General features: G+C 65.9%; 29 protein-coding genes. All 29 read right to left on the reverse strand.

The features are described 5' to 3' along the window. Positions 1-77 precede the first annotated feature (77 nt). The 29 genes from ACZ4NT_RS26405 to ACZ4NT_RS26545 all read right to left on the reverse strand — a co-directional run bounded on the left by ACZ4NT_RS26405 (position 78) and on the right by ACZ4NT_RS26545 (position 22,301). On the reverse strand, positions 78-740 hold the full coding sequence (locus ACZ4NT_RS26405) for an adenylate kinase (protein ID WP_121405507.1): 663 nt from the start codon (positions 738-740) through the stop codon (positions 78-80). Beyond that, positions 740-2,059: a preprotein translocase subunit SecY gene (secY, locus tag ACZ4NT_RS26410; RefSeq protein ID WP_121405506.1), complete on the reverse strand. Its 1,320-nt coding sequence runs from the start codon at positions 2,057-2,059 to the stop codon at positions 740-742. The genes ACZ4NT_RS26405 and secY overlap by 1 nt, the downstream gene beginning before the upstream one ends. 363 nt (positions 2,060-2,422) lie before the next feature. Beyond that, positions 2,423-2,878: a 50S ribosomal protein L15 gene (gene rplO, locus ACZ4NT_RS26415; RefSeq protein ID WP_093824865.1), complete on the reverse strand. Its 456-nt coding sequence runs from the start codon at positions 2,876-2,878 to the stop codon at positions 2,423-2,425. 2 nt (positions 2,879-2,880) lie between these two features. Next, positions 2,881-3,063 carry a 50S ribosomal protein L30 gene (rpmD, locus tag ACZ4NT_RS26420; RefSeq protein WP_033319647.1) on the reverse strand — a complete coding sequence of 61 codons (183 nt, stop codon included), beginning with the start codon at positions 3,061-3,063 and terminating at the stop codon, positions 2,881-2,883. 2 nt (positions 3,064-3,065) lie between these two features. Then, positions 3,066-3,671, reverse strand: a complete 606-nt coding sequence (gene rpsE, locus ACZ4NT_RS26425; protein WP_006376045.1) for a 30S ribosomal protein S5 — start codon at positions 3,669-3,671, stop codon at positions 3,066-3,068. A gap of 41 nt (positions 3,672-3,712) precedes the next feature. Then, positions 3,713-4,093, reverse strand: coding sequence for a 50S ribosomal protein L18 (gene rplR, locus ACZ4NT_RS26430; protein WP_121405505.1), 381 nt, complete (start codon positions 4,091-4,093; stop codon positions 3,713-3,715). Positions 4,094-4,096: 3 nt separating this feature from the next. Further along, positions 4,097-4,636 (reverse strand): 50S ribosomal protein L6, encoded by a 540-nt coding sequence (gene rplF, locus ACZ4NT_RS26435; RefSeq protein ID WP_121405504.1) that lies wholly within the window; start codon positions 4,634-4,636, stop codon positions 4,097-4,099. A gap of 24 nt (positions 4,637-4,660) precedes the next feature. Further along, complete coding sequence (gene rpsH, locus ACZ4NT_RS26440) at positions 4,661-5,059, reverse strand: 30S ribosomal protein S8 (RefSeq protein ID WP_010986352.1); 399 nt, start codon at positions 5,057-5,059, stop codon at positions 4,661-4,663. Positions 5,060-5,268: 209 nt separating this feature from the next. Next, the gene (locus tag ACZ4NT_RS26445; protein WP_003948630.1) at positions 5,269-5,454 is read right to left on the reverse strand and encodes a type Z 30S ribosomal protein S14; all 186 of its coding nucleotides are present in this window, start codon (positions 5,452-5,454) and stop codon (positions 5,269-5,271) included. A gap of 5 nt (positions 5,455-5,459) precedes the next feature. After that, positions 5,460-6,017 (reverse strand): 50S ribosomal protein L5, encoded by a 558-nt coding sequence (rplE, locus tag ACZ4NT_RS26450; protein ID WP_121405503.1) that lies wholly within the window; start codon positions 6,015-6,017, stop codon positions 5,460-5,462. Beyond that, positions 6,017-6,340, reverse strand: coding sequence for a 50S ribosomal protein L24 (gene rplX / locus ACZ4NT_RS26455; protein WP_030967306.1), 324 nt, complete (start codon positions 6,338-6,340; stop codon positions 6,017-6,019). Before rplX ends, rplE begins: the two co-directional genes overlap by 1 nt. A gap of 2 nt (positions 6,341-6,342) precedes the next feature. After that, positions 6,343-6,711: a 50S ribosomal protein L14 gene (rplN, locus tag ACZ4NT_RS26460; protein ID WP_003998823.1), complete on the reverse strand. Its 369-nt coding sequence runs from the start codon at positions 6,709-6,711 to the stop codon at positions 6,343-6,345. A gap of 133 nt (positions 6,712-6,844) precedes the next feature. Further along, a complete protein-coding gene (gene rpsQ, locus ACZ4NT_RS26465; protein WP_095748091.1) occupies positions 6,845-7,132 on the reverse strand; it encodes a 30S ribosomal protein S17 in 288 nt (95 codons plus the stop codon). After that, complete coding sequence (gene rpmC, locus ACZ4NT_RS26470) at positions 7,129-7,353, reverse strand: 50S ribosomal protein L29 (RefSeq protein ID WP_003998824.1); 225 nt, start codon at positions 7,351-7,353, stop codon at positions 7,129-7,131. Before rpmC ends, rpsQ begins: the two co-directional genes overlap by 4 nt. After that, positions 7,353-7,772 carry a 50S ribosomal protein L16 gene (gene rplP / locus ACZ4NT_RS26475; RefSeq protein WP_099500627.1) on the reverse strand — a complete coding sequence of 140 codons (420 nt, stop codon included), beginning with the start codon at positions 7,770-7,772 and terminating at the stop codon, positions 7,353-7,355. The genes rpmC and rplP overlap by 1 nt, the downstream gene beginning before the upstream one ends. Before the next feature lie 5 nt (positions 7,773-7,777). Continuing rightward, positions 7,778-8,620, reverse strand: coding sequence for a 30S ribosomal protein S3 (rpsC, locus tag ACZ4NT_RS26480; RefSeq protein ID WP_121405502.1), 843 nt, complete (start codon positions 8,618-8,620; stop codon positions 7,778-7,780). After that, positions 8,620-8,967 carry a 50S ribosomal protein L22 gene (rplV, locus tag ACZ4NT_RS26485; protein WP_003974262.1) on the reverse strand — a complete coding sequence of 116 codons (348 nt, stop codon included), beginning with the start codon at positions 8,965-8,967 and terminating at the stop codon, positions 8,620-8,622. Before rplV ends, rpsC begins: the two co-directional genes overlap by 1 nt. 41 nt (positions 8,968-9,008) lie before the next feature. Further along, positions 9,009-9,290, reverse strand: coding sequence for a 30S ribosomal protein S19 (gene rpsS, locus ACZ4NT_RS26490; protein WP_015035577.1), 282 nt, complete (start codon positions 9,288-9,290; stop codon positions 9,009-9,011). Positions 9,291-9,302: 12 nt separating this feature from the next. Beyond that, positions 9,303-10,139, reverse strand: a complete 837-nt coding sequence (gene rplB / locus ACZ4NT_RS26495; RefSeq protein WP_028805741.1) for a 50S ribosomal protein L2 — start codon at positions 10,137-10,139, stop codon at positions 9,303-9,305. Between the two features lie 39 nt (positions 10,140-10,178). Further along, positions 10,179-10,595, reverse strand: coding sequence for a 50S ribosomal protein L23 (gene rplW, locus ACZ4NT_RS26500; RefSeq protein WP_121405501.1), 417 nt, complete (start codon positions 10,593-10,595; stop codon positions 10,179-10,181). Beyond that, a complete protein-coding gene (gene rplD / locus ACZ4NT_RS26505) occupies positions 10,595-11,260 on the reverse strand; it encodes a 50S ribosomal protein L4 (protein WP_121405500.1) in 666 nt (221 codons plus the stop codon). The genes rplW and rplD overlap by 1 nt, the downstream gene beginning before the upstream one ends. A 5-nt stretch (positions 11,261-11,265) precedes the next feature. After that, positions 11,266-11,910: a 50S ribosomal protein L3 gene (gene rplC, locus ACZ4NT_RS26510; RefSeq protein ID WP_121405499.1), complete on the reverse strand. Its 645-nt coding sequence runs from the start codon at positions 11,908-11,910 to the stop codon at positions 11,266-11,268. 17 nt (positions 11,911-11,927) lie between these two features. Beyond that, positions 11,928-12,236: a 30S ribosomal protein S10 gene (gene rpsJ, locus ACZ4NT_RS26515; RefSeq protein ID WP_003948644.1), complete on the reverse strand. Its 309-nt coding sequence runs from the start codon at positions 12,234-12,236 to the stop codon at positions 11,928-11,930. Between the two features lie 537 nt (positions 12,237-12,773). Further along, positions 12,774-13,127, reverse strand: coding sequence for a DUF4333 domain-containing protein (locus ACZ4NT_RS26520; protein ID WP_467727968.1), 354 nt, complete (start codon positions 13,125-13,127; stop codon positions 12,774-12,776). A gap of 393 nt (positions 13,128-13,520) precedes the next feature. Further along, positions 13,521-14,714, reverse strand: coding sequence for an elongation factor Tu (tuf, locus tag ACZ4NT_RS26525; RefSeq protein ID WP_093905285.1), 1,194 nt, complete (start codon positions 14,712-14,714; stop codon positions 13,521-13,523). A 142-nt stretch (positions 14,715-14,856) separates the two neighbouring features. Next, the gene (gene fusA / locus ACZ4NT_RS26530; protein WP_121405497.1) at positions 14,857-16,983 is read right to left on the reverse strand and encodes an elongation factor G; all 2,127 of its coding nucleotides are present in this window, start codon (positions 16,981-16,983) and stop codon (positions 14,857-14,859) included. A gap of 39 nt (positions 16,984-17,022) precedes the next feature. Next, positions 17,023-17,493, reverse strand: coding sequence for a 30S ribosomal protein S7 (gene rpsG, locus ACZ4NT_RS26535; RefSeq protein ID WP_003974303.1), 471 nt, complete (start codon positions 17,491-17,493; stop codon positions 17,023-17,025). Between the two features lie 2 nt (positions 17,494-17,495). Then, positions 17,496-17,867: a 30S ribosomal protein S12 gene (gene rpsL / locus ACZ4NT_RS26540; RefSeq protein ID WP_003948652.1), complete on the reverse strand. Its 372-nt coding sequence runs from the start codon at positions 17,865-17,867 to the stop codon at positions 17,496-17,498. Between the two features lie 534 nt (positions 17,868-18,401). After that, complete coding sequence (locus ACZ4NT_RS26545) at positions 18,402-22,301, reverse strand: DNA-directed RNA polymerase subunit beta' (protein WP_121405496.1); 3,900 nt, start codon at positions 22,299-22,301, stop codon at positions 18,402-18,404. Positions 22,302-22,375 lie beyond the last annotated feature (74 nt).

The raw sequence follows: 22,375 nt of genomic DNA on the forward strand, positions 1-22,375 counted from the left end.
CTCCGACATCCGTTACGTACACAACACTACGGCCGCGACGCCCGTCGAGGGCACCGCGGCCGGAGCAACGTCCACTGCTACTTGCTGTCCACCTGCTGCTTGAGCGCGTCCATCGCCCGCGCGGTGACGTCCTCGACCTTGCCGAGCGCGGAGATCGTGACGACCAGGTTCTGCGCCCGGTAGTAGTCGATGATCGGCTCGGTCTGCGTGTGGTAGACCTCGAGTCGCTTGCGGACGGTCTCCTCGGAGTCGTCGTCGCGCTGGTACAGCTCGCCGCCGCAGACGTCGCAGACGCCTTCCTTGGCCGGCTTCTTGTACTCCACGTGGAACACGTGGCTCGAGTCCTTGCGGCACACGCGGCGACCAGCGATGCGCTTGACCACCTCGTCCTCGGGGACCTCCAGGTCCAGGACCGCGTCCAGCTTCATGCCCTCGGCCTTGAGCATGGCGTCCAGCGCCTCGGCCTGCAGCACGTTGCGCGGGAAGCCGTCCAGCAGGAAGCCGTTCTCGGCGTCCGGCTGCTCCATGCGGTCCTTCGCCATGGCGATGGTGACCTCGTCCGGAACCAGGTTGCCCGCGTCCATGTAGGACTTGGCGAGCTTGCCGAGTTCCGTCTGCCGGCTGATGTTGGCGCGGAAGAGGTCGCCCGTGGAGATGTGCGGGATCGACAGGTTCTGCGCGAGGAACGCAGCCTGCGTTCCCTTGCCGGCACCGGGCGGCCCGACGAGGACGATTCGCATCAGCGGAGGAACCCTTCGTAATTGCGCTGCTGAAGCTGGCTCTCGATCTGCTTCACCGTCTCGAGACCGACACCCACGATGATCAGGATGCTGGTGCCACCGAACGGGAAGTTCTGGCTTGCCCCGAAGCCAACCAACGCCATCGTCGGTACGAGAGCGATCAGGCCCAGATACAGCGAACCCGGCCAGGTGATCCGGTTGAGTACGTAGCTGAGGTACTCAGCGGTCGGCCTGCCAGCCCGGATGCCCGGGATGAAGCCACCATACTTCTTCATGTTGTCCGCGACTTCCTCGGGGTTGAACGAGATCGCCACGTAGAAGAACGCGAAGAAAACGATCAGAAGGAAGTACATAGTGATGTAAATCGGGTGGTCGCCCTTGGTCAGATTCTGCTCGATCCACGTCTTCCAGCCAGAGGTGCCGTTCGAGAACTGGGCGACCAGGGCCGGAATGTAGAGCAGCGACGACGCGAAGATGACAGGAATCACACCTGCCTGATTCACCTTCAACGGGATGTACGTGGACGTACCGCCGTAGGACCGACGCCCGATCATGCGCTTCGCGTACTGCACCGGGATGCGGCGCTGGGCCTGCTCGACGAAGACCACCAGGCCGACCATCACCAGGCCGACGAGGATCACGGTGCCGAACTCGATCCAGCCGTCGGCCAGCGAGCCCTGCTGCTTGATCGCCCAGAGGGCGGCCGGGAAGGTGGCGGCGATCGAGATGAACATCAGGATCGACATGCCGTTGCCGATGCCGCGGTCGGTGATGAGCTCACCGAGCCACATGACGACGGCGGTACCGGCGGTCATCGTGATGACCATGGTGATGGTCACGAAGATCGACTGGTCCGGCACGATCTGGTTGGCGACCGGGCAGGTGCTGAACAGCGCGCCGCTGCGGGCGGTGGCCACGAGGCCGGTGCCCTGCAGGATGGCCAGCGCCACCGTCAGGTATCGGGTGTACTGCGTGATCTTCGCGGTGCCGGCCTGGCCCTCCTTCTTGAGGGCCTCCAGGCGCGGGATCACCACCGTCAGCAGCTGAAGGATGATGCTCGCGGTGATGTACGGCATGATGCCGAGCGCGAAGATCGTGATCTGCAGCAGTGCGCCACCGCTGAACATGTTGACCAGACCGAACAGACCCTGGCTGCCGCCTTGCGACGCCGCATCGATACAGGTCTGGACGTTCTTGTAGTCGACTCCCGGGATCGGAATGTGGGTACCGACCCGGTAGACCACGATGATGCCGAGCGTGAAGAGCAGCTTCTTGCGCAGGTCGGGCGTCCTGAACGCCCGGGCGAACGCGGTGAGCACGGTGCCTCCTGCGACCCCCGCGTATCGTCGCGTGAGGTGATGGTCAAAAGGGATGATGGCCTGTCAAACGAGATTACGGCACCCCGGCAACGCATTGGGCACCAGCGGCACAGCCTACCGATACCAGCGGCATCTCGGAACGACGATCTCCCGCAATCACTCACGAGCAGCTTCCGGCCACCCTCCGGTGTGAAGCACCCGTCCGGTCGAGCCGCGGGATTCGGGCCTGAGCGCCCGCAGAACGTCCCGTCACCGGATCGCGGGGGAGGAATTCGGATTCCGCCCCGAACACGCACAAACGCCGACCGGGGATGCCTGCGAGAGGCATCCCCGGTCGGGTCGTTCAAGTCAGCGAGACGTCGGTCAGACGAGCTCGGTGACGGTACCGCCGGCAGCGGTGATCTTCTCCTTGGCGGAGCCGGAGACGGCGTCGACCGTCACCTGCAGCGCCACGGAGATCTCGCCCTGGCCGAGGACCTTGACGAGGCTGTTCTTGCGAACGGCACCCTTGGCGACGAGACCCTCGACGGTGACCTCGCCACCCTCCGGGTACAGCGACGCCAGCTTGTCGAGGTTCACGACCTGGAACTCGGTCTTGAACGGGTTCTTGAAGCCCTTCAGCTTCGGAAGACGCATGTGGAGGGGCATCTGGCCACCCTCGAAGCGCTCCGGAACCTGGTAACGGGCCTTCGTGCCCTTGGTACCACGACCAGCCGTCTTACCCTTCGACGCCTCACCACGACCCACACGGGTCTTGGCGGTCTTGGCGCCCGGGGCGGGACGGAGGTTGTGGATCTTGAGCGGGTTGTTCTCCGCCATGATCAGTCGACCTCCTCAACCGTCACGAGGTGGCGGACGGTGTGCACCATTCCGCGGAACTCGGGGCGGTCCTCCTTGACGACCACGTCGTTGATCCGCTTGAGGCCAAGCGAACGAAGGGTGTCGCGGTGGTTCTGCTTGCTGCCGATGTACGACTTCGTCTGCGTGATCTTGAGCTGAGCCATGATTACGCACCCGCTCCCGCACGCGCACGCAGCAGAGCCGCAGGGGCGACGTCCTCGAGGGGCAGACCACGGCGAGCCGCGATCTCCTCGGGACGCTGCAGACCCTTGAGGGCCGCCACGGTCGCGTGCACGATGTTGATCGCGTTGGACGAGCCGAGCGACTTCGACAGGATGTCGTGGACGCCGGCGCACTCGAGCACCGCACGCACCGGGCCACCGGCGATAACGCCGGTACCGGGGGAAGCAGGCTTGAGCAGGACGACGCCCGCGGCCTTCTCGCCCGTGATCGGGTGCGGGATGGTGCCCTGGATACGGGGGACCTTGAAGAAGTGCTTCTTGGCCTCCTCAACACCCTTGGCGATGGCGGCCGGCACCTCCTTGGCCTTGCCGTAACCGACGCCGACGGTGCCGTCACCATCGCCCACCACGACCAGCGCGGTGAAGCTGAAGCGACGACCACCCTTCACAACCTTGGCGACGCGGTTGATCGCGACGACGCGCTCAACGTACGCGGTCTTCTCGGCGGCAGCAGCGCCGCCGTCACGGCCCTTCCGGTCCCGCCGCTCGCCGCCACCGGCACCGCTTCCGCGGCGCTGGGGTCCAGCCATTGGAATTACCTCTCTCTGTTTCCGCTAGCTACGGAACCGACTCAGAACTTGAGTCCGGCTTCGCGGGCGGCGTCCGCCAGAGCGGCAATGCGCCCGGCGTACTGGTTACCACCACGGTCGAATACGACAGCCTCGACGCCCGCGGCCTTGGCGCGCTCGGCGACCAGGGCGCCGACCTTGCCGGCCTGCGCGGACTTCTCGCCCTCGCCGCGGATCGACGCGTCCAGGGTCGACGCCGACGCCAGGGTGTGACCCTTGATGTCGTCGATGACCTGGGCCACGATGTGGCGGTTGGAGCGCGTCACGACCAGGCGCGGACGCTCAGCCGTACCCGAGATGTGCTTCCGGATCCGGATGTGACGACGCTTGATGGCAGCACGCTTGTAAGCGTCGCCCTTAGCAATCTTGACACCGTATGCCATGGCTTACTTACCCGCCTTTCCGACCTTGCGGCGGATGACTTCGCCTTCGTACTTGACGCCCTTGGCCTTGTACGGGTCGGGCTTGCGCAGCTTGCGGATGTTGGCCGCAACCTCGCCGACCTTCTGCTTGTCGATGCCCTCGACCGAGAAACGGGTCGGAGCCTCCACCTTGAAGGTGATGCCCTCGGGCGCCTCGACAGTGATCGAGTGGCTGTAGCCGAGCGAGAACTCCAGGTTGGAGCCCTTCGCCAGGACGCGGTAACCGACACCGCTGATTTCGAGCTTCTTCACGTAACCCTGGGTCACGCCGGTGATCATGTTCGCCACCAGCGTGCGGGACAGGCCGTGGAGGGCCTTGTTCTGACGCTCGTCGTTCGGGCGGGTGACGTTCAGAACGCCGTCCTCACCCTTAGCGATCTCGATCGGCGCCGCAATGGTGTGGGAGAGGGTCCCCTTCGGGCCCTTCACCTGCACCGTACGGCCGTCGATGGTGACGTCCACGCCGGCGGGAACCGTGATGGGGAGCTTGCCAATACGCGACATAGCTGTTTCCTCCGTTCCCTTCCGCTACCAGACGTAGGCGAGAACTTCTCCGCCTACGCCCTTCTTGCCGGCCTGCTTGTCGGTGAGGAGCCCGTGAGACGTGGAGATGATCGCCACGCCGAGGCCGCCGAGCACCTTCGGCAGGTTGGTGGACTTCGCGTACACCCGGAGACCGGGCTTGGAGATCCGCTTGATGCCCGCGATGGAGCGCTCACGGTTCGGGCCGAACTTCAGCTCGAGGACGAGGTTCTTGCCGACCTCGGCGTCCTCGACCTTCCAGCCCGTGATGAAGCCCTCCTGCTGGAGGATCTCCGCGATGTGCGACTTGATCTTGCTGTGCGGCATACCCACGGTGTCGTGGTACGCCGAGTTCGCGTTACGCAGACGCGTAAGCATGTCTGCGATCGGATCAGTCATGGTCATGAATTGGCCTTCGGCCTCTCTCGCCGGGGTTTCCTGTATGCGCCATCCCTCTCCCCACTCAGTGGCGGGACGGGTGCGGTGCGGGGACCTACGGCGTAGTAAGTCGTACGGGCGGTCAGACGCCCAACCCTCCTAGCCTAAGCCATGGAGAGCTGGGCCCTGACCGAACCTCTACTTACCGAGAGCTTCCGGAATCCCGAAGTACGGGACTACCAGGAGCTCTTGGTCACGCCCGGCAGCTCGCCACGGTGAGCCATCTCACGAAGGCACACGCGGCAGAGGCCGAACTTGCGGTACACGGAGTGCGGACGGCCGCAGCGCTGGCAGCGCGTGTAGCCACGAACGCCGAACTTGGGCTTACGAGCAGCCTTGGCAATCAGAGCCTTCTTCGCCATCTCGCTTACGCCTCCTTGAAGGGGAAGCCGAGGTGACGGAGAAGGGCACGGCCTTCGGCGTCGTTGGTCGCCGTGGTGACCACGGTGATGTCCATACCCCGGACGCGGTCGATCTTGTCCTGGTCGATCTCGTGGAACATGACCTGCTCCGTGAGACCGAAGGTGTAGTTGCCACGGCCGTCGAACTGCTTGGGGGACAGGCCGCGGAAGTCGCGGATGCGCGGCAGCGCGAGCGACAGGGTGCGGTCCAGGAACTCCCACATGCGGTCGCCACGGAGCGTGACGTGGGCACCGATCGGCTGACCCTCGCGCAGCTTGAACTGCGCGATGGACTTGCGGGCCTTGGTGACGGCCGGCTTCTGACCGGTGATCGTGGTCAGGTCACGGACGGCACCGTCCATGAGCTTCGAGTCACGGGCGGCGTCGCCGACACCCATGTTGACCACGATCTTGACCAGGCCGGGGATCTGCATGACGTTCTCGTACGAGAACTCTTCCTGCAGCTTGGCCTGGATCTCCTCGCGGTACTTCGTCTTGAGACGCGGAGTGGTGGTGGTAGCCATCAGATGTCCTCACCCGTCCGCTTGGCAACGCGGATCTTGTTGCCCTCGTCGTCGAAGCGGTAACCGACGCGCGTGACGACCTTGTTGCCGTCCTTCTCCACGACGAGCTGAACGTTGCTCACGTGGACAGGGGCTTCGGTGGTCACGATGCCGCCGGCCTGCGAACCGCGAGCGGTGGGGCCGGCCTTCGTGTGCTTCTTGACCCGGTTGACACCCTCGACCAGGACGCGGTCCTCGCGGGGGTAGGCCGCGATGACCTTGCCCTGCTTGCCCTTGTCCTTACCGGTGATGACCTGGACCAGGTCGCCCTTCTTGATCTTCATGCTTACAGCACCTCCGGCGCGAGCGAGATGATCTTCATGAACTTCTTCTCGCGCAGCTCACGGCCGACCGGGCCGAAGATACGGGTGCCGCGAGGGTCGCCGTCGTTCTTCAGAATGACGGCGGCGTTCTCGTCGAAGCGGATGTACGAGCCGTCCGGACGGCGGCGCTCCTTGACGGTGCGAACGATGACCGCCTTGACGACGTCACCCTTCTTCACGTTGCCACCGGGGATCGCGTCCTTGACGGTGGCGACGATGACGTCACCGATGCCCGCGTAGCGGCGACCGGAGCCACCGAGCACACGGATGCAAAGGATTTCCTTCGCACCAGTGTTGTCGGCGACACGCAGTCGCGACTCCTGCTGGATCACGTCTATCTCCTGATTGTCTGCCGGTTCCCGGCAGGGGCTGCCTCTGGGAGGCGGAGCCCCTGCCGAGCCTGGCGGAACGAACCCGAGGGAAACCCCTCAGGTGTGTCGTTGGAATCCCCTTGCGGGGATTTCCTTACTTGGCCTTCTCGAGAATCTCGACGACGCGCCAGCGCTTCGTCGCGGACAGCGGCCGGGTCTCCATCAGGAGGACACGGTCGCCGACGCCCGCAGCGTTCTGCTCGTCGTGGGCCTTGAGCTTGTTCGTACGGCGGATGACCTTGCCGTACAGCGCGTGCTTGACGCGGTCCTCGACGGCGACGACGACGGTCTTGTCCATCTTGTCGCTGACGACCAGGCCCTCACGGGTCTTGCGGAAACCGCGGTCCGTCTTGGTCTCTTCAGTCACGTTGTTCTCGCTCATGCGCTCTCCACCGTCTCGATGCCCAGCTCGCGCTCACGCATCAGGGTGTAGATCCGCGCGATGTCCTTGCGGACGGCCTTGAGCCGCCCGTGGTTCTCGAGCTGACCGGTCGCCGCCTGGAAGCGGAGGTTGAACAGCTCTTCCTTGGCTTCGCGAAGCTTCGCAAGAAGCTCCTCGTCACCCAGTTCGCGCAGCTCGGACGCCTTGGTACCGGCCGACATCACGCTTCACCTGCCTCGCGCTTGACGATCCGGCACTTCATCGGCAGCTTGTGGGCTGCGCGAGTGAGCGCCTCACGCGCAATCTTCTCGTTGGGGTAGGACAGCTCGAACATGACCCGGCCCGGGTGCACGTTCGCGACCCACCACTCGGGAGAACCCTTACCGGAACCCATGCGGGTCTCGGCGGGCTTCTTCGTCAGCGGGCGGTCCGGGTAGATGTTGATCCAGACCTTGCCGCCACGCTTGATGTGGCGGGTCATCGCGATACGCGCCGCCTCGATCTGGCGGTTGGTGACGTACGCCGGCGTGAGGGCCTGAATGCCGTACTCGCCGAACGAAACCTGCGTACCGCCCTTGGCCTGACCACGGCGCTTCGGGTGGTGCTGCTTGCGGTGCTTGACCCTACGGGGGATCAGCATTTCGGTCAGGCCTCCGTTCCGGTGCTCTCAGCCGGAGCGGCAGCGGCGGCGGGAGCGTCGGCCTTGGGGGCCTCGGCAGCCGGCGCGGACTGCTGCTGCGGCTTGCGGCCGCGACCGCCACGCTCGCCACCACGGCCACCACGGGCCGGGCGGTCGTTGCCGCCGCCACGGGCCGGGCGGTTACCCGCACGGGCAGCGGCGTTCTCGGCGCGGACCTCGGCGATGTTCTTGACGTCGCCCTTGTAGATCCAGACCTTCACACCGATACGGCCGAAGGTCGTCTTGGCCTCGAAGAAGCCGTAGTCGACGTTCGCGCGGAGCGTGTGCAGGGGCACGCGGCCCTCGCGGTAGAACTCCGAGCGGGACATCTCGGCGCCGCCGAGACGGCCACCACACTGGATCTTGATGCCCTTGGCGCCCGCCTTCATCGCCGACTGCATGCTCTTACGCATGGCGCGACGGAAGGAGACGCGGGAGGACAGCTGCTCGGCAACGGCCTGGGCAACCAGCTGAGCGTCGGTCTCGGGGTTCTTGACCTCGAGGATGTTCAGCTGGACCTGCTTGCCCGTGAGCTTCTCGAGGTCGCCGCGGATGCGGTCGGCCTCGGCGCCACGGCGGCCGATGACGATGCCGGGACGCGCGGTGTGGATGTCCACCCGCACGCGGTCACGGGTGCGCTCGATCTCAACCTTCGAGATGCCGGCGCGCTCCATGCCGGACGTCATCATCCGACGGATGGCGACGTCTTCCTTGACGTAGTCCTTGTACAGCTTGTCGGCGTACCACCGGGACTTGAAGTCCGTGGTGACACCGAGCCGGAACCCATGCGGGTTAACCTTCTGGCCCATTACCGGGTTCCTTCCTTGCTGCTGACGACCACGGTGATGTGGCTGGTCCGCTTGCGGATCCGGTAGGCGCGGCCCTGGGCGCGCGGCCGGAACCGCTTCAGGGTCGGGCCCTCGTCGACGTAGGCCTCGGAGATGAAGAGGCTGTCGGCGTCGGTGTGGTCGTAGTTGTGCGCGGCGTTGGCAATGGCGCTGTCAAGCACCTTGCCGACCGGCACGCTCGCGGCCTGCGGGGCGAAACGCAGGACCGCCTGAGCCTCCGTGGCATCCATGCCACGGATAAGGTCCACCACGCGGCGGGCCTTCATGGGCGTAACGCGGATGTACCGCGCCTGGGCCCTGGCTTCCATGGTTGTCCTTCCAGTGTCTGTCATGGTCATTCCACCCCGCGTTAGCGGCGCTTCGACTTCCGGTCGTCCTTCACGTGACCCCGGAAGGTGCGCGTCGGCGAGAACTCGCCGAGCTTGTGGCCGACCATCGACTCGGTGACAAACACCGGAATGTGGGTCTTGCCGTTGTGCACCGCGATCGTGTGGCCGAGCATGGCCGGGATGATCATCGAGCGACGGGACCAGGTCTTGATGACGTTCTTGGTACCGGCTTCGTTCTGAGCGTCCACCTTCTTTACAAGGTGTCCGTCGACGAAGGGTCCCTTCTTGAGACTGCGCGGCATCTAAACCCGCTCCTAGCGCTTCTTGTTCGTCTTGCGGCGGCGGACGATGTACTTGTTCGAAGCCTTCTTCGGCGAACGAGTACGACCCTCCTTCTGACCCCACGGCGAGACCGGGTGGCGACCACCGGAGGTCTTGCCCTCACCACCACCGTGCGGGTGGTCAACCGGGTTCATCGCCACACCGCGAACGGTCGGGCGGACGCCGAGCCAGCGCTTGCGGCCGGCCTTGCCCCAGTTGATGTTCGACTGCTCGGCGTTGCCGACCTCGCCGACGGTGGCGCGGCAGCGCACGTCGACCAGGCGGATCTCTCCGGACGGCATGCGCAGGTGGGCCATCTGGCCCTCCTTCGCGAGCAGCTGCACGGAGGCACCGGCGGAGCGGGCGAACTTGGCACCGCCACCGGGACGGAGCTCGATCGCGTGGATCGTGGTACCGACCGGGATGTTGCGGAGGGCCAGGTTGTTGCCCGGCTTGATGTCGGCCCCAGGACCGTTCTCGACGCGGTCACCCTGCGACAGGTTGCGCGGGGCGAGGATGTAGCGCTTCTCGCCGTCCGCGTAGTGCAGCAGCGCGATGCGCGCGGTGCGGTTGGGGTCGTACTCGATGTGCGCGACCTTCGCCGGCACGCCGTCCTTGTCGTGACGACGGAAGTCGATCACTCGGTAGGCGCGCTTGTGTCCGCCACCCTGGTGGCGAACGGTCACACGACCGGCGTTGTTACGGCCGCCCTTGCTGTGCAGCGGGCGGACCAGCGACTTCTCCGGCGTGGACCGCGTGACCTCGACGAAGTCGGCGACGGAGGAGCCACGGCGGCCCGGCGTCGTCGGCTTGTACTTGCGGATTCCCATTTCTCAGTCCTCGTCCGATATTCGGACCAGGGCGCTCCGTTAGGAGGCCTGGCCGAAGATGTCGATACGGTCGCCCTCAGCGAGGGTCACGATCGCGCGCTTGCTGTCCGCACGCTTGCCGAAGCCCGTCTTGGTCCGCTTGCGCTTGCCCTGACGGTTGATCGTGTTGACCCCGGTGACCTTGACCGAGAAGACCGCCTGGACGGCCTCCTTGATCTGCGTCTTGTTGGCGCCAGGCGCGACGATGAAGGTGTACTTGCCCTCGTCGAGAAGCGCGTAGCTCTTCTCCGAGACGACCGGCTTGAGCAGCACGTCACGGGGGTCCGTGAAGGACTTGCTCAGCGGGGTCTCGACGGTGTTCTTGCCCTCGGTGGCGTGGCGCTTCGCCTTGGCGACGCGCGCGGCCTTGGCGGCCTTGGCGGCCTTCGAGGCGATGCTCGGGTGACGCGTAGCCATCAGGCTTCGCTCCCTTCGGTGTCAGCAGCCGACGACTGCGGCGCGCCAGACACGAAGGACTCGAAAGCGGCCTGGGTGAAGACCACGTCGTCCGAGACGAGAACGTCGTACGTGTTCAGCTGGCCCGGCTCCAGGATGTGGACCTGGGGCAGGTTGCGCGCGGAAAGCAGCGCGGCCTCGTCGGAGCGCTCGATGACCAGGAGCACGTTCTTGCGCTCGCTGACCTTGCCGAGGAAGCTCTTCGCGGCCTTGGTGGAGGGGGTCTCGCCCTCGATCACGCCGGTGACGACGTGGATGCGAGCGTTGCGGGCCCGGTCGGTGAGGGCGTGGCGCAGGGCCGCGGCCTTCATCTTCTTCGGGGTCCGCTGCGAGTAGTCACGCGGCGTGGGGCCGTGGACGACGCCACCGCCGGCGAACTGCGGCGCACGGGTCGAACCCTGGCGGGCGCGGCCGGTGCCCTTCTGGCGGTACGGCTTCTTACCGCCACCGCGGACCTCGCCACGACGCTTGACCTTGTGCGTGCCCTGACGGGCGGCGGCCAGCTGCGCGACGACGACCTGGTGAAGCAGCGGGATGCTGATCTTCTCGACGTCGAAGATCTCGGCCGGGAGCTCGACGGTCCCGGCGTTGTCGCCGGAGGGCGACAGAATGTCAATGGTGCTCATAGTCCTCAGGCCCCCTTGGCCGCGGTGCGGACCAGGACGAGGCCGCCGTTCGGACCAGGAACCGCGCCCTTGATAAGGAGCAGGCCCTTCTCCGCGTCAACGGCGTGAACGGTCAGGTTCTGGGTGGTGACCCGCTCGTTGCCCATGCGACCCGCCATGCGGAGGCCCTTGAACACACGGCCCGGGGTGGCACAGCCACCGATGGAGCCGGGAGAGCGGTGCTTGCGCTGGGTGCCGTGACCGGCGCCGAGGCCCTTGAAGTTGTGACGCTTCATGACACCGGCGAAGCCCTTGCCCTTGCTCTTGCCGGTCACGTCCACCTTGACGCCGGCCTCGAAGGTCTCGGCGGTGATCTCCTGGCCGAGGACGTACTCGCTGGCGTCAGCGGTACGGATCTCGACGAGGTGACGACGGGGGGTGACGTCGGCCTTGGCGAAGTGACCCTTGAGGGGCTTGTTCACCTTGCGCGGGTCGATCTCGCCGAAGGCGATCTGGACCGACTCGTAGCCGTCGGTGTCGTTCGTACGGACCTGGGTGACGACGTTCGGGCCGGCCTTGACGACGGTGACCGGAACAACACGGTTGTTCTCGTCCCACACCTGCGTCATGCCGAGCTTCTCGCCCAGGATGCCCTTGATCTGCTTAGCCATCTTCAGATCACCGGCCTTCAGAGCTTGATCTCGATGTCGACACCGGCCGGGAGGTCGAGTCGCATCAGGGAGTCAACGGTCTTGGGGGTCGGGTCGAGGATGTCGATCAGGCGCTTGTGCGTGCGCATCTCGAAGTGCTCGCGCGAGTCCTTGTACTTGTGCGGCGACTTGATGACGCAGTACACGTTCTTCTCAGTGGGCAGCGGCACCGGGCCCGCGACCGACGCACCAGTACGCGTCACCGTCTCGACGATCTTCTTCGCCGAGCTGTCGATGACCTCGTGGTCGTAGGCCTTGAGCCGGATGCGGATCTTCTGTCCCGCCATGGCTACTCAGTAGTCCTTTGTCTCGAATAAACGCTCTGGTACCCGGGGGCGAATGCCTCCGCCTCCGACCCACGCGGTCGGGCGTGTCGCGTCCTCGCTGACAGAGATCTCCACGAATGGAATTCCCTACCGAGGGACGCGGCCCAAAGACCGCAGGACCGGGGGCTGAACACCCACCGGGCGCCTGGCCGGCACCCCGCTGACACTTCCCGGAAGATTCCCGTACGTCCGCCCCAGCGCTGCCTCTCGACAGTTGGAGCGACGAGTACTGTGGGACTCGCTTCCAGTCCTCCCGGCGGGAGGCGCGCAGCATCGGCACTCGACCGAGCAACCCCGCTAGTCTGCCATACGGGGCATGTCGCTGGCCAATCGAGCCGAGGACTTTACCCCGAAGGTGACACAGGTCAAACCCTGACGGCCTTGCGGCGCCCTTTCCCGTCCTCGCCGTACCGCCACATGTGAGCAGTCCCACACGAACCGGGCGCCCGCCGGCAGCCGCCCCGCGACGACTCCGCCCGCCGGCGGGACGGCCCGCGGTCAGTTCGGAGCCGGCGAGGCCGTCCGGTCGGCCTCGATGTCGAACTTGATCTGCTCGTCCTCGACGGCGGTGACCTCGACCGTGACACCCAGGGTGCTCCCGTCCCCCGCGGTGAGGGTGCACCGGGTGGTGGTGCCGACCTTCCCGACGAGGTCCTCGGGGCAGGTGACGTCCGGCTTCGGCTGCCCCGTCGTGGCGGCGAGCTGCTTGGCGACCTCGTCGGACACCTTCTCGGCGGCCAGCTCCGGCTCGGAGGCCCCTACGTGGACGGAGGCCGAACAGCCGACGAGCAGCGCGACGGCGGCTGCGGCCAGGAAGGCCCAGGACGCGGTGGACAAGCGGTGTGCGAGCACAGTCGGATCCAATCCGGGTGATCGGTGATCGGTCATCGAAAGATGACCACGGGATACGAGGGGTGCACGACGCCGCTGCCGGCCGCTCGCTGCTCTGCTGCGGACTCCCCCACCACTGTGTGCCCCCGATTGCTCAACTTGACGTGCGCCTGCCAGCCTAGCAACCCGGTGACAGTGCGTACGACGGGAGCCCCCACACCGTCACATTCCCTCTGCAACCCCTTGCGGTCGGCCTCCCCGCCCCTCCTCCCGGACCTCACCTCTTCGACCCGTCCCCGGCGAATGGTGAACCGCCGCCCAACGCAAAGAGGCCCGCACGACCGAAGTCGTGCGGGCCCCTTCAGGAGCTCAGGGAAGAGCTACCAGGCGTCAAGCCCAACAGGTAAGCGAGGCTTACTTGTTGATCTTGGTGACCTGGCCGGCGCCGACGGTCCGGCCACCCTCACGGATGGCGAACTTGAGGCCCTCCTCCATGGCGACGGGCTGGATGAGCTCGACCTTCATCTCAGTGTTGTCGCCCGGCATGACCATCTCCGTGCCCTCGGGGAGGGTCACAACACCGGTCACGTCAGTCGTACGGAAGTAGAACTGCGGACGGTAGTTGTTGAAGAACGGCGTGTGGCGGCCACCCTCGTCCTTGGACAGGATGTAGGCCTGGGCCTCGAACTCGGTGTGCGGGGTGACCGAGCCCGGCTTGATGATGACCTGGCCGCGCTCGACGTCCTCGCGCTTGATGCCACGGAGGAGCAGACCGACGTTCTCACCGGCCTGGCCCTCGTCGAGCAGCTTGCGGAACATCTCGATGCCGGTGACCGTGGTGGTGGTCTTCTCCTGCTTGATGCCCACGATGTCAACGGTCTCGTTGACCTTGAGGACACCACGCTCGATACGGCCGGTGACGACCGTACCGCGACCGGTGATCGTGAAGACGTCCTCGATGGGCATGAGGAACGGCTTGTCGACGTCACGCTCGGGCTGCGGGATGTTCTCGTCGACGGCCTTCATCAGGTCGAGGACGGACTGGCCCCACTCCTTGTCGCCCTCAAGGGCCTTGAGCGCCGAGACCTTGACGACCGGCAGGTCGTCGCCCGGGAACTCGTACTCGGAGAGGAGCTCACGAACCTCGAGCTCGACGAGCTCCAGGATCTCCTCGTCGTCCACCATGTCGGCCTTGTTCAGGGCGACGACGATGTAGGGAACGCCGACCTGGCGGGCCAGGAGCACGTGCTCCTTGGTCTGCGGCATCGGGCCGTCGGTGGCGGCGACCACGAGGATGGCGCCGTCCATCTGCGCCGCACCCGTGATCATGTTCTTGATGTAGTCCGCGTGACCGGGGCAGTCGACGTGGGCGTAGTGACGCGTCTCGGTCTGGTACTCGACGTGCGCGATGGAGATGGTGATACCGCGCTGGCGCTCCTCAGGAGCCTTGTCGATCTGGTCGAAGGCCGAGGCCTCGTTCAGGTCCGGGTACGCGTCGTGCAGCACCTTGGTAATGGCGGCCGTGAGGGTCGTCTTACCGTGGTCAATGTGACCGATGGTGCCGATGTTGACGTGCGGCTTAGTCCGCTCGAACTTCGCCTTCGCCACTGGGTCCTCCTGTGGAGTGGTTCTGGTACGCCTTACTCATCGGCGCCAGGTGATCTTTGCTGGGATGCCGCCCGCCGGGGTTTCCCTTACCGGGGTCACCCCGGCGGTCGGTGTCAAGCCTAAAGCGTGTAAACGGGGTGTGTTACTCGCCCTTGGCCTTCGCGATGATCTCCTCGGCGACGTTCCGGGGAACCTCGGCGTAGGAGTCGAACTGCATCGAGTAGCTTGCGCGACCCGAGGTCTTGCTGCGGAGGTCGCCGACGTAGCCGAACATCTCCGAGAGGGGCACGAGGCCCTTCACGATGCGCGCGCCCATCCGCTCCTCCATGGCCTGGATCTGGCCACGACGGGAGTTGATGTCGCCGATGACCTCGCCCATGTAGTCCTCGGGCGTGGTGACCTCGACGGCCATCATCGGCTCGAGCAGCACGGGGCTGGCCTTGCGGGCGGCCTCCTTGAAGGCCTGCGAGCCGGCGATCTTGAACGCGAGCTCGGAGGAGTCGACCTCGTGGTAGGCACCGTCGAGAAGCGTGACGCGGACGCCCGTCATCTCGTACCCGGCGAGGATGCCGAACTGCATGGCCTCCTGCGCACCGGCGTCGACCGAAGGGATGTACTCCTTCGGGATACGACCACCGGTCACCTTGTTCACGAACTCGTACGAGGCGTCGCCGCCCTCGATGGGCTCGATCGCGATCTGCACCTTGGCGAACTGACCGGTACCACCGGTCTGCTTCTTGTGGGTGTAGTCCACGCGCTCGACGGCCTTGCGGATCGTCTCACGGTACGCGACCTGCGGCTTACCGACGTTGGCCTCGACCTTGAACTCACGGCGCATACGGTCGACCAGCACCTCGAGGTGCAGCTCGCCCATACCACCGATGATGGTCTGGCCGGTCTCCTCGTCCGAGTGGACCTGGAAGGAGGGGTCCTCCTCCGCGAGACGCTGGATGGCGACACCCAGCTTCTCCTGGTCACCCTTGGACTTGGGCTCGATGGCGACCTGAATGACCGGCGCCGGGAAGTCCATGGACTCCAGGATGACCGGGTTCTTGTCGTCCGAAAGCGTCTCACCGGTGGTGGTCTGCTTCAGGCCCATCACGGCGACGATGTCGCCGGCGCCCACCGCCTCGATCTCCTCACGCTTGTTCGCGTGCATGCGGTAGATCTTGCCGATGCGCTCCTTCTTGCCCTTGACGGAGTTCAGCACCGCGGTGCCGGACTCCAGGCGGCCCGAGTACACCCGGACGAAGGTGAGCTTGCCCAGGTGCGGGTCGCTCATGATCTTGAACGCGAGGGCGGACAGCGGCTCGTCCTCGGACGGCTTGCGCTTGACGACCAGCTCCGGGTCCTTCACGTCGTGGCCCTCGATGGCCTCGACGTCAAGCGGAGTCGGCAGGTAGCGCACGACCGCGTCGAGCAGGGGCTGGACGCCCTTGTTCTTGAACGCGGTACCGCAGAACACCGGGGTGACCGTGGTGTCGCTGGACTTGCCGGACGCGATGGTGATGCGACGGATCGCGGCGTACAGCTGCTCCTCGGTGGGCTCCTGGCCCTCGAGGTACAGCTCCATGATCTCTTCGTCGTTCTCCGCGACGGCCTCGACCAGCTTGTTGCGCCACTCCTCGGCAGCCTCGGTGTGCGTGGCCGGGATGTCGACGGTGTCGTACATCTCGCCCTTCGCCGCCTCGGCGGACCACACGAGCGCCTTCATGCGGACCAGGTCCACGACGCCCTTGAAGTCGGCCTCGGCACCGATCGGGAGCTGCATGACCAGCGGCTGCGCACCAAGGCGGTCCGAGATCATGTCGACGCAGCGGTGGAACTCCGCGCCGGTCCGGTCGAGCTTGTTGACGAAGCAGATGCGCGGCACGCCGTAACGGTCGGCCTGACGCCACACCGTCTCGGACTGCGGCTCCACACCGGCGACACCGTCGAACACCGTCACGGCACCGTCGAGCACACGCAGGGAGCGCTCCACCTCAACGGTGAAGTCGACGTGCCCCGGGGTGTCGATGATGTTGATCGTGTAGTCGTTGTCCTCGAGCGGCCAGTGACAGGTGGTCGCAGCAGACGTGATCGTGATGCCACGCTCCTGCTCCTGCTCCATCCAGTCCATGGTGGCAGCGCCGTCGTGGACCTCACCGATCTTGTACGAAACGCCGGTGTAGAAGAGGATCCGCTCGGTGGTGGTCGTCTTGCCCGCGTCGATGTGGGCCATGATCCCGATGTTGCGGACCCTGGCCAGGTCAAGTGAAGTGGTAGCCATAAGGCTTCAGTCTTCTCTCGGTCTCGATGTGGGTAGCGACTACCAGCGGTAGTGCGCGAAGGCCTTGTTGGACTCGGCCATCTTGTGGGTGTCCTCGCGCTTCTTCACAGCGGCACCAAGGCCGTTGGAGGCGTCGAGAAGCTCGTTGAGCAGACGCTCGGTCATGGTCTTCTCGCGACGGGCGCGGGAGTAACCGACCAGCCAGCGCAGCGCGAGCGTGTTGGCGCGACCGGGCTTGACCTCGATCGGGACCTGGTACGTCGCACCGCCGACGCGGCGGGACTTGACCTCGAGGGTCGGCTTGATGTTCTCAAGAGCGCGCTTCAGCGTGATGACCGGGTCGTTGCCGGTCTTCTCGCGCAGGCCCTCCATGGCGCCGTACACGATGCGCTCGGCGGTGGAGCGCTTGCCGTTCAGCAGCACCTTGTTGATCAGGGAGGTGACAAGAGGAGAACCGTAGACCGGGTCGATGATGACCGGGCGCTTCGGGGCGGGGCCCTTACGAGGCATTCTTACTTCTCCTTCTTGGCGCCGTAGCGGCTGCGGGCCTGCTTGCGGTTCTTGACACCCTGGGTGTCGAGCGAGCCGCGGATGATCTTGTAGCGAACACCCGGCAGGTCCTTCACACGGCCGCCGCGCACGAGCACGATGGAGTGCTCCTGCAGGTTGTGTCCCTCACCCGGAATGTAAGCGGTGACCTCGATCCCGCTGGTCAGACGCACACGCGCGACCTTACGCAGGGCCGAGTTCGGCTTCTTCGGGGTGGTCGTGAACACACGCGTGCAGACGCCGCGACGCTGGGGCGAACCCTCGAGTGCGGGCGTCTTGTTCTTCTCGACCTTGTCCTGCCGGCCCTTCCGGACCAGCTGCTGGATCGTAGGCACTACTTCTCCGGTTTCTGTGTGCCGAATGGTGAAGCTAACCTGGAACGTCGCCGACCCACGCGGTCGGGTGTGTCGAATACTGCAGACTCCCGCCGCGAGGCGAAAAGGGCGCAGATTACGGTGGCCGCTTACGACTCCCCTTGCGGTTTGAAGGCACGCACGGGAGCCAGGGCACACCCCAGGCACAAGGTCTGAGCGTACCTATCGCATCCACTCCGGTCAAAACAAATGCCTGCGCAGGGGACACGCCGGGTCCGCCACACGATCGCCACACCGCCGCAACACCTCGTGCCGTCCCTCCGGCGTACGGCCCTGAGCGCGTCCAGAAGCCCCTCAGGGTCCCGGAAGGCTCCGCGGGGATCAGGGGTGCCCGCGGGCGATGCGCGGCCCCGAGCGGCCCGTAGGACCGGATGGCGCCCGTGGGCACGACCCGTAGGACCGGATGCCGCCGGGGCGCCGGATTCCGGTGCTCCCCCGCACACGCCGACGGGCGGCCGGCCCCGAAGGGACGGCCGCCCGCCGATGACGTACGCCTTACTGGTTGTACGGACCGTAGTCGTAGTCCTCCAGCGGAACGGCCTGGCCGGAGCCCGTGCCGAACGGCGAGTAGTCGATGTCGTCGTAGCCCACGGCCGAGTACATCGCGGCCTTGGCCTCCTCGGTCGGCTCGACCCGGATGTTGCGGTAGCGGGACAGACCCGTACCGGCCGGGATGAGCTTACCGATGATGACGTTCTCCTTGAGGCCGATCAGGGAGTCGGACTTGGCGTTGATCGCCGCGTCCGTCAGAACCCTGGTCGTCTCCTGGAAGGACGCCGCCGACAGCCACGACTCGGTGGCGAGCGAGGCCTTGGTGATACCCATCAGCTGCGGACGGCCGGAGGCCGGGTGGCCGCCTTCCTGGACCACACGACGGTTCTCGGTCTCGAACTTGCCGCGCTCGACCAGCTCGCCCGGCAGCAGCTCCGCGTCGCCGGACTCGATGATCGTCACCCGGCGGAGCATCTGCCGGATGATGATCTCGATGTGCTTGTCGTGGATCGACACACCCTGCGAGTTGTAGACCTTCTGGACCTCGCCGACCAGGTGGACCTGGACCGCGCGCTGACCGAGGATCCGCAGCACGTCGTGCGGGTTGGTGGCACCCACGGTGAGCTTCTGGCCCACCCCGACGTGGTCGCCCTCGCCCACCAGCAGACGGGCACGCTTCGAGATCGGGAACGCCGTCTCGTCGCTGCCGTCGTCGGGGGTGATGACGATCTTCTTGGTCTTCTCGGTCTCCTCGATGCGGACGCGACCGTCCGCCTCGGAGATCGGGGCGACACCCTTCGGCGTACGGGCCTCGAAGAGCTCAACGACACGGGGCAGACCCTGGGTGATGTCGTCACCGGCCACACCACCGGTGTGGAAGGTACGCATCGTCAGCTGGGTACCGGGCTCACCGATGGACTGGGCGGCGATGATGCCGACCGCCTCACCGATGTCGACCAGCTTGCCGGTGGCCAGCGAGCGGCCGTAGCACATGGCGCAGGTGCCGACGGCGGACTCACAGGTCAGGACCGAGCGGGTCTTGACCTCCTCGATGCCGTGCTTGACCAGCTCGTCGATGAGGACGTCGCCCAGGTCGGTGTTGGCCGGGGCCAGCACCACACCGTCGACGACGATGTCCTCGGCCAGCGCACGTGCGTACACGCTGGTCTCGACGTTGTCCGCCTTGCGCAGGACGCCGTCGGCGTCGCGCTCGGCGATGGCCAGGCGCAGACCGCGGTCGGTGCCGCAGTCCTCCTCGCGGATGATGACGTCCTGCGAGACGTCGACCAGACGACGGGTGAGGTAACCCGAGTCGGCGGTACGCAGGGCGGTGTCCGCCAGACCCTTACGGGCACCGTGCGTGGAGATGAAGTACTCCAGCACGGACAGGCCCTCACGGAACGACGCCTTGATGGGACGCGGGATCGTCTCGTTCTTGGCGTTCGACACCAGACCACGCATACCGGCGATCTGACGCATCTGCATCATGTTTCCGCGGGCACCCGAGTCGACCATCATGAAGATGGGGTTCGTCTTCGGGAAGTTCGCGTTCATCGCCTCGGCAACCTCGTTGGTCGCCTTGGTCCAGATCGCGATGAGCTCCTGCGTGCGCTCGTCCTTGGTGATCAGACCGCGCTCGTACTGCTTCTGGACCTTCTCGTCCTGCGCCTCGTAGCCCTTGACGATCTCCTTCTTCGCCTCGGGAACGACGATGTCGGAGATGGCCACGGTGACGCCGGAGCGGGTCGCCCAGAAGAAGCCGGCCGCCTTCAGGTTGTCGAGCGTCGCCGCCACGATGACCTTGGGGTAGCGCTCGGCGAGGTCGTTGACGATCTCGGAGAGCTGCTTCTTGCCGACCTCGTAGTCGACGAACGGGTAGTCCTCGGGCAGCAGCTCGTTGAAGAGCGCGCGGCCCAGGGTCGTCCGCAGCCGGAAGGTGTCACCCTGCTGCCACTCCGGCTCGCCCTCCTCGCGCGCCGGCGGGGTCCAGCCGCGCGGCGGGATGGTGCCCACCGGGAAGCGGATGTCCACGCGGGACTGCAGCGAGAGCTCGCCGGCGTCGAACGCCATGATCGCCTCGGCGACGGACGCGAAGGAGCGCTCCTCGCCCTTGACGTCGCGCAGGGCGCCGTCGGTGGTCAGGAAGAACAGACCGAGGACCATGTCCTGGGTCGGCATCGTGACCGGGCGGCCGTCGGCCGGCTTGAGGATGTTGTTCGAGGACAGCATCAGGATGCGGGCCTCGGCCTGCGCCTCCGCGGAGAGCGGCAGGTGCACGGCCATCTGGTCACCGTCGAAGTCCGCGTTGAACGCGGTGCAGACGAGCGGGTGGATCTGGATGGCCTTGCCCTCGACCAGCTGGGGCTCGAAGGCCTGGATGCCGAGGCGGTGCAGCGTCGGCGCACGGTTCAGCAGAACCGGGTGCTCGGCGATGACCTCTTCCAGGACGTCGTACACGACCGTGCGGCCGCGCTCGACCATCCGCTTGGCGCTCTTGATGTTCTGCGCGTGGTTCAGGTCGACCAGGCGCTTCATCACGAACGGCTTGAAGAGCTCCAGCGCCATGGCCTTGGGCAGACCGCACTGGTGCAGCTTCAGCTGCGGACCGACGACGATGACGGAACGCGCGGAGTAGTCCACACGCTTGCCGAGCAGGTTCTGACGGAAACGACCCTGCTTGCCCTTGAGCATGTCGCTCAGGGACTTCAGCGGGCGGTTGCCGGGACCGGTGACCGGGCGACCGCGACGACCGTTGTCGAAGAGGGCGTCCACGGCCTCCTGGAGCATGCGCTTCTCGTTGTTCACGATGATCTCGGGCGCGCCGAGGTCGAGAAGCCGCTTCAGGCGGTTGTTGCGGTTGATCACGCGGCGGTACAGGTCGTTCAGGTCGGAGGTCGCGAAGCGGCCACCGTCCAGCTGCACCATCGGACGCAGGTCCGGCGGGATGACCGGCACGCAGTCGAGCACCATGCCCTTGGGGCTGTTGCTGGTCTGCAGGAACGCGGAGACGACCTTGAGGCGCTTGAGCGCACGGGTCTTCTTCTGGCCCTTGCCGGTGCGGATGATCTCGCGGAGGCGCTCGGCCTCCTCGTCCAGGTCGAAGGACTCCAGGCGCTTCTGCAGCGCCGCGGCACCCATCGAACCGTCGAAGTACGTGCCGAAGCGGTCACGCAGCTCGCGGTAGAGGAGCTCGTCGCCCTCCAGGTCCTGGACCTTGAGGTTCTTGAACCGGGTCCACACCTCGTCGAGGCGGTCGATCTCGCGCTGCGCACGGTCGCGCAGCTGCTTCATCTCGCGCTCGGCACCCTCGCGCACCTTGCGGCGCACGTCGGCCTTGGCGCCCTCGGCCTCCAGCTCGGCCAGGTCGGTCTCGAGCTTCTTGGCGCGGGCCTCCAGGTCGGCGTCGCGACGGTTCTCGACCTGCTGGCGCTCGACGGAGACGTGGGCCTCCAGCGAGGGCAGGTCGCGCGTGCGGCGCTCCTCGTCCACGTACGTGATCATGTACGCGGCGAAGTAGATGACCTTCTCGAGGTCCTTCGGGGCGAGGTCGAGCAGGTAGCCCAGCCGCGACGGAACGCCCTTGAAGTACCAGATGTGGGTGACGGGGGCGGCCAGTTCGATGTGACCCATCCGCTCACGACGCACCTTGGCGCGAGTGACCTCGACGCCGCAGCGCTCGCAGATGATGCCCTTGAAGCGGACACGCTTGTACTTGCCGCAGTAGCACTCCCAGTCCCGGGTCGGACCGAAGATCTTCTCGCAGAAGAGTCCGTCCTTTTCGGGCTTGAGCGTGCGGTAGTTGATGGTCTCGGGCTTCTTGACCTCGCCGTGGCTCCACTGACGGATGTCGTCAGCGGTGGCCAGACCGATCCGGAGCTCATCGAAGAAGTTGACGTCGAGCACTATGCGTCAATCCCTCTCAGGGTTGTAAGTCATGGGGTCTGATACGGGGGTCCTGGGGCCGGACGGGGGCTCAT

Source organism: Streptomyces sp. NPDC026417, assembly GCF_055567695.1.

What these genes read in the sequence shown, in the direction of transcription:
- rpsH (WP_010986352.1), bottom strand. Translation starts at nt 5,059, where the DNA reads ATGACCATGACTGATCCGATCGCAGACATGCTTACGCGTCTGCGTAAC.
- rplE (WP_121405503.1), bottom strand. Translation starts at nt 6,017, where the DNA reads ATGGCTACCACCACCACTCCGCGTCTCAAGACGAAGTACCGCGAGGAG.
- ACZ4NT_RS26405 (WP_121405507.1), bottom strand. Translation starts at nt 740, where the DNA reads ATGCGAATCGTCCTCGTCGGGCCGCCCGGTGCCGGCAAGGGAACGCAG.
- rplB (WP_028805741.1), bottom strand. Translation starts at nt 10,139, where the DNA reads ATGGGAATCCGCAAGTACAAGCCGACGACGCCGGGCCGCCGTGGCTCC.
- rplW (WP_121405501.1), bottom strand. Translation starts at nt 10,595, where the DNA reads ATGGCTACGCGTCACCCGAGCATCGCCTCGAAGGCCGCCAAGGCCGCC.
- rpmD (WP_033319647.1), bottom strand. Translation starts at nt 3,063, where the DNA reads ATGGCTCAGCTCAAGATCACGCAGACGAAGTCGTACATCGGCAGCAAG.
- rplD (WP_121405500.1), bottom strand. Translation starts at nt 11,260, where the DNA reads ATGAGCACCATTGACATTCTGTCGCCCTCCGGCGACAACGCCGGGACC.
- rpmC (WP_003998824.1), bottom strand. Translation starts at nt 7,353, where the DNA reads ATGTCGGCCGGTACCAAGGCGTCCGAGCTGCGCGAACTGGGTGACGAG.
- ACZ4NT_RS26445 (WP_003948630.1), bottom strand. Translation starts at nt 5,454, where the DNA reads ATGGCGAAGAAGGCTCTGATTGCCAAGGCTGCTCGTAAGCCCAAGTTC.
- rpsG (WP_003974303.1), bottom strand. Translation starts at nt 17,493, where the DNA reads ATGCCTCGTAAGGGCCCCGCCCCGAAGCGCCCGGTCATCATCGACCCG.
- rplX (WP_030967306.1), bottom strand. Translation starts at nt 6,340, where the DNA reads ATGAAGATCAAGAAGGGCGACCTGGTCCAGGTCATCACCGGTAAGGAC.
- rplV (WP_003974262.1), bottom strand. Translation starts at nt 8,967, where the DNA reads ATGGAAGCCAGGGCCCAGGCGCGGTACATCCGCGTTACGCCCATGAAG.
- rpsS (WP_015035577.1), bottom strand. Translation starts at nt 9,290, where the DNA reads ATGCCGCGCAGTCTCAAGAAGGGACCCTTCGTCGACGGACACCTTGTA.
- rpsJ (WP_003948644.1), bottom strand. Translation starts at nt 12,236, where the DNA reads ATGGCGGGACAGAAGATCCGCATCCGGCTCAAGGCCTACGACCACGAG.
- rpsQ (WP_095748091.1), bottom strand. Translation starts at nt 7,132, where the DNA reads ATGAGCGAGAACAACGTGACTGAAGAGACCAAGACGGACCGCGGTTTC.
- rplO (WP_093824865.1), bottom strand. Translation starts at nt 2,878, where the DNA reads ATGGCGGAGAACAACCCGCTCAAGATCCACAACCTCCGTCCCGCCCCG.
- rplF (WP_121405504.1), bottom strand. Translation starts at nt 4,636, where the DNA reads ATGTCGCGTATTGGCAAGCTCCCCATCACGGTTCCCGCCGGCGTGGAC.
- rpsC (WP_121405502.1), bottom strand. Translation starts at nt 8,620, where the DNA reads ATGGGCCAGAAGGTTAACCCGCATGGGTTCCGGCTCGGTGTCACCACG.
- rplR (WP_121405505.1), bottom strand. Translation starts at nt 4,093, where the DNA reads ATGGCATACGGTGTCAAGATTGCTAAGGGCGACGCTTACAAGCGTGCT.
- rplP (WP_099500627.1), bottom strand. Translation starts at nt 7,772, where the DNA reads ATGCTGATCCCCCGTAGGGTCAAGCACCGCAAGCAGCACCACCCGAAG.
- fusA (WP_121405497.1), bottom strand. Translation starts at nt 16,983, where the DNA reads ATGGCTACCACTTCACTTGACCTGGCCAGGGTCCGCAACATCGGGATC.
- rpsE (WP_006376045.1), bottom strand. Translation starts at nt 3,671, where the DNA reads ATGGCTGGACCCCAGCGCCGCGGAAGCGGTGCCGGTGGCGGCGAGCGG.
- rplC (WP_121405499.1), bottom strand. Translation starts at nt 11,910, where the DNA reads ATGGCTAAGCAGATCAAGGGCATCCTGGGCGAGAAGCTCGGCATGACG.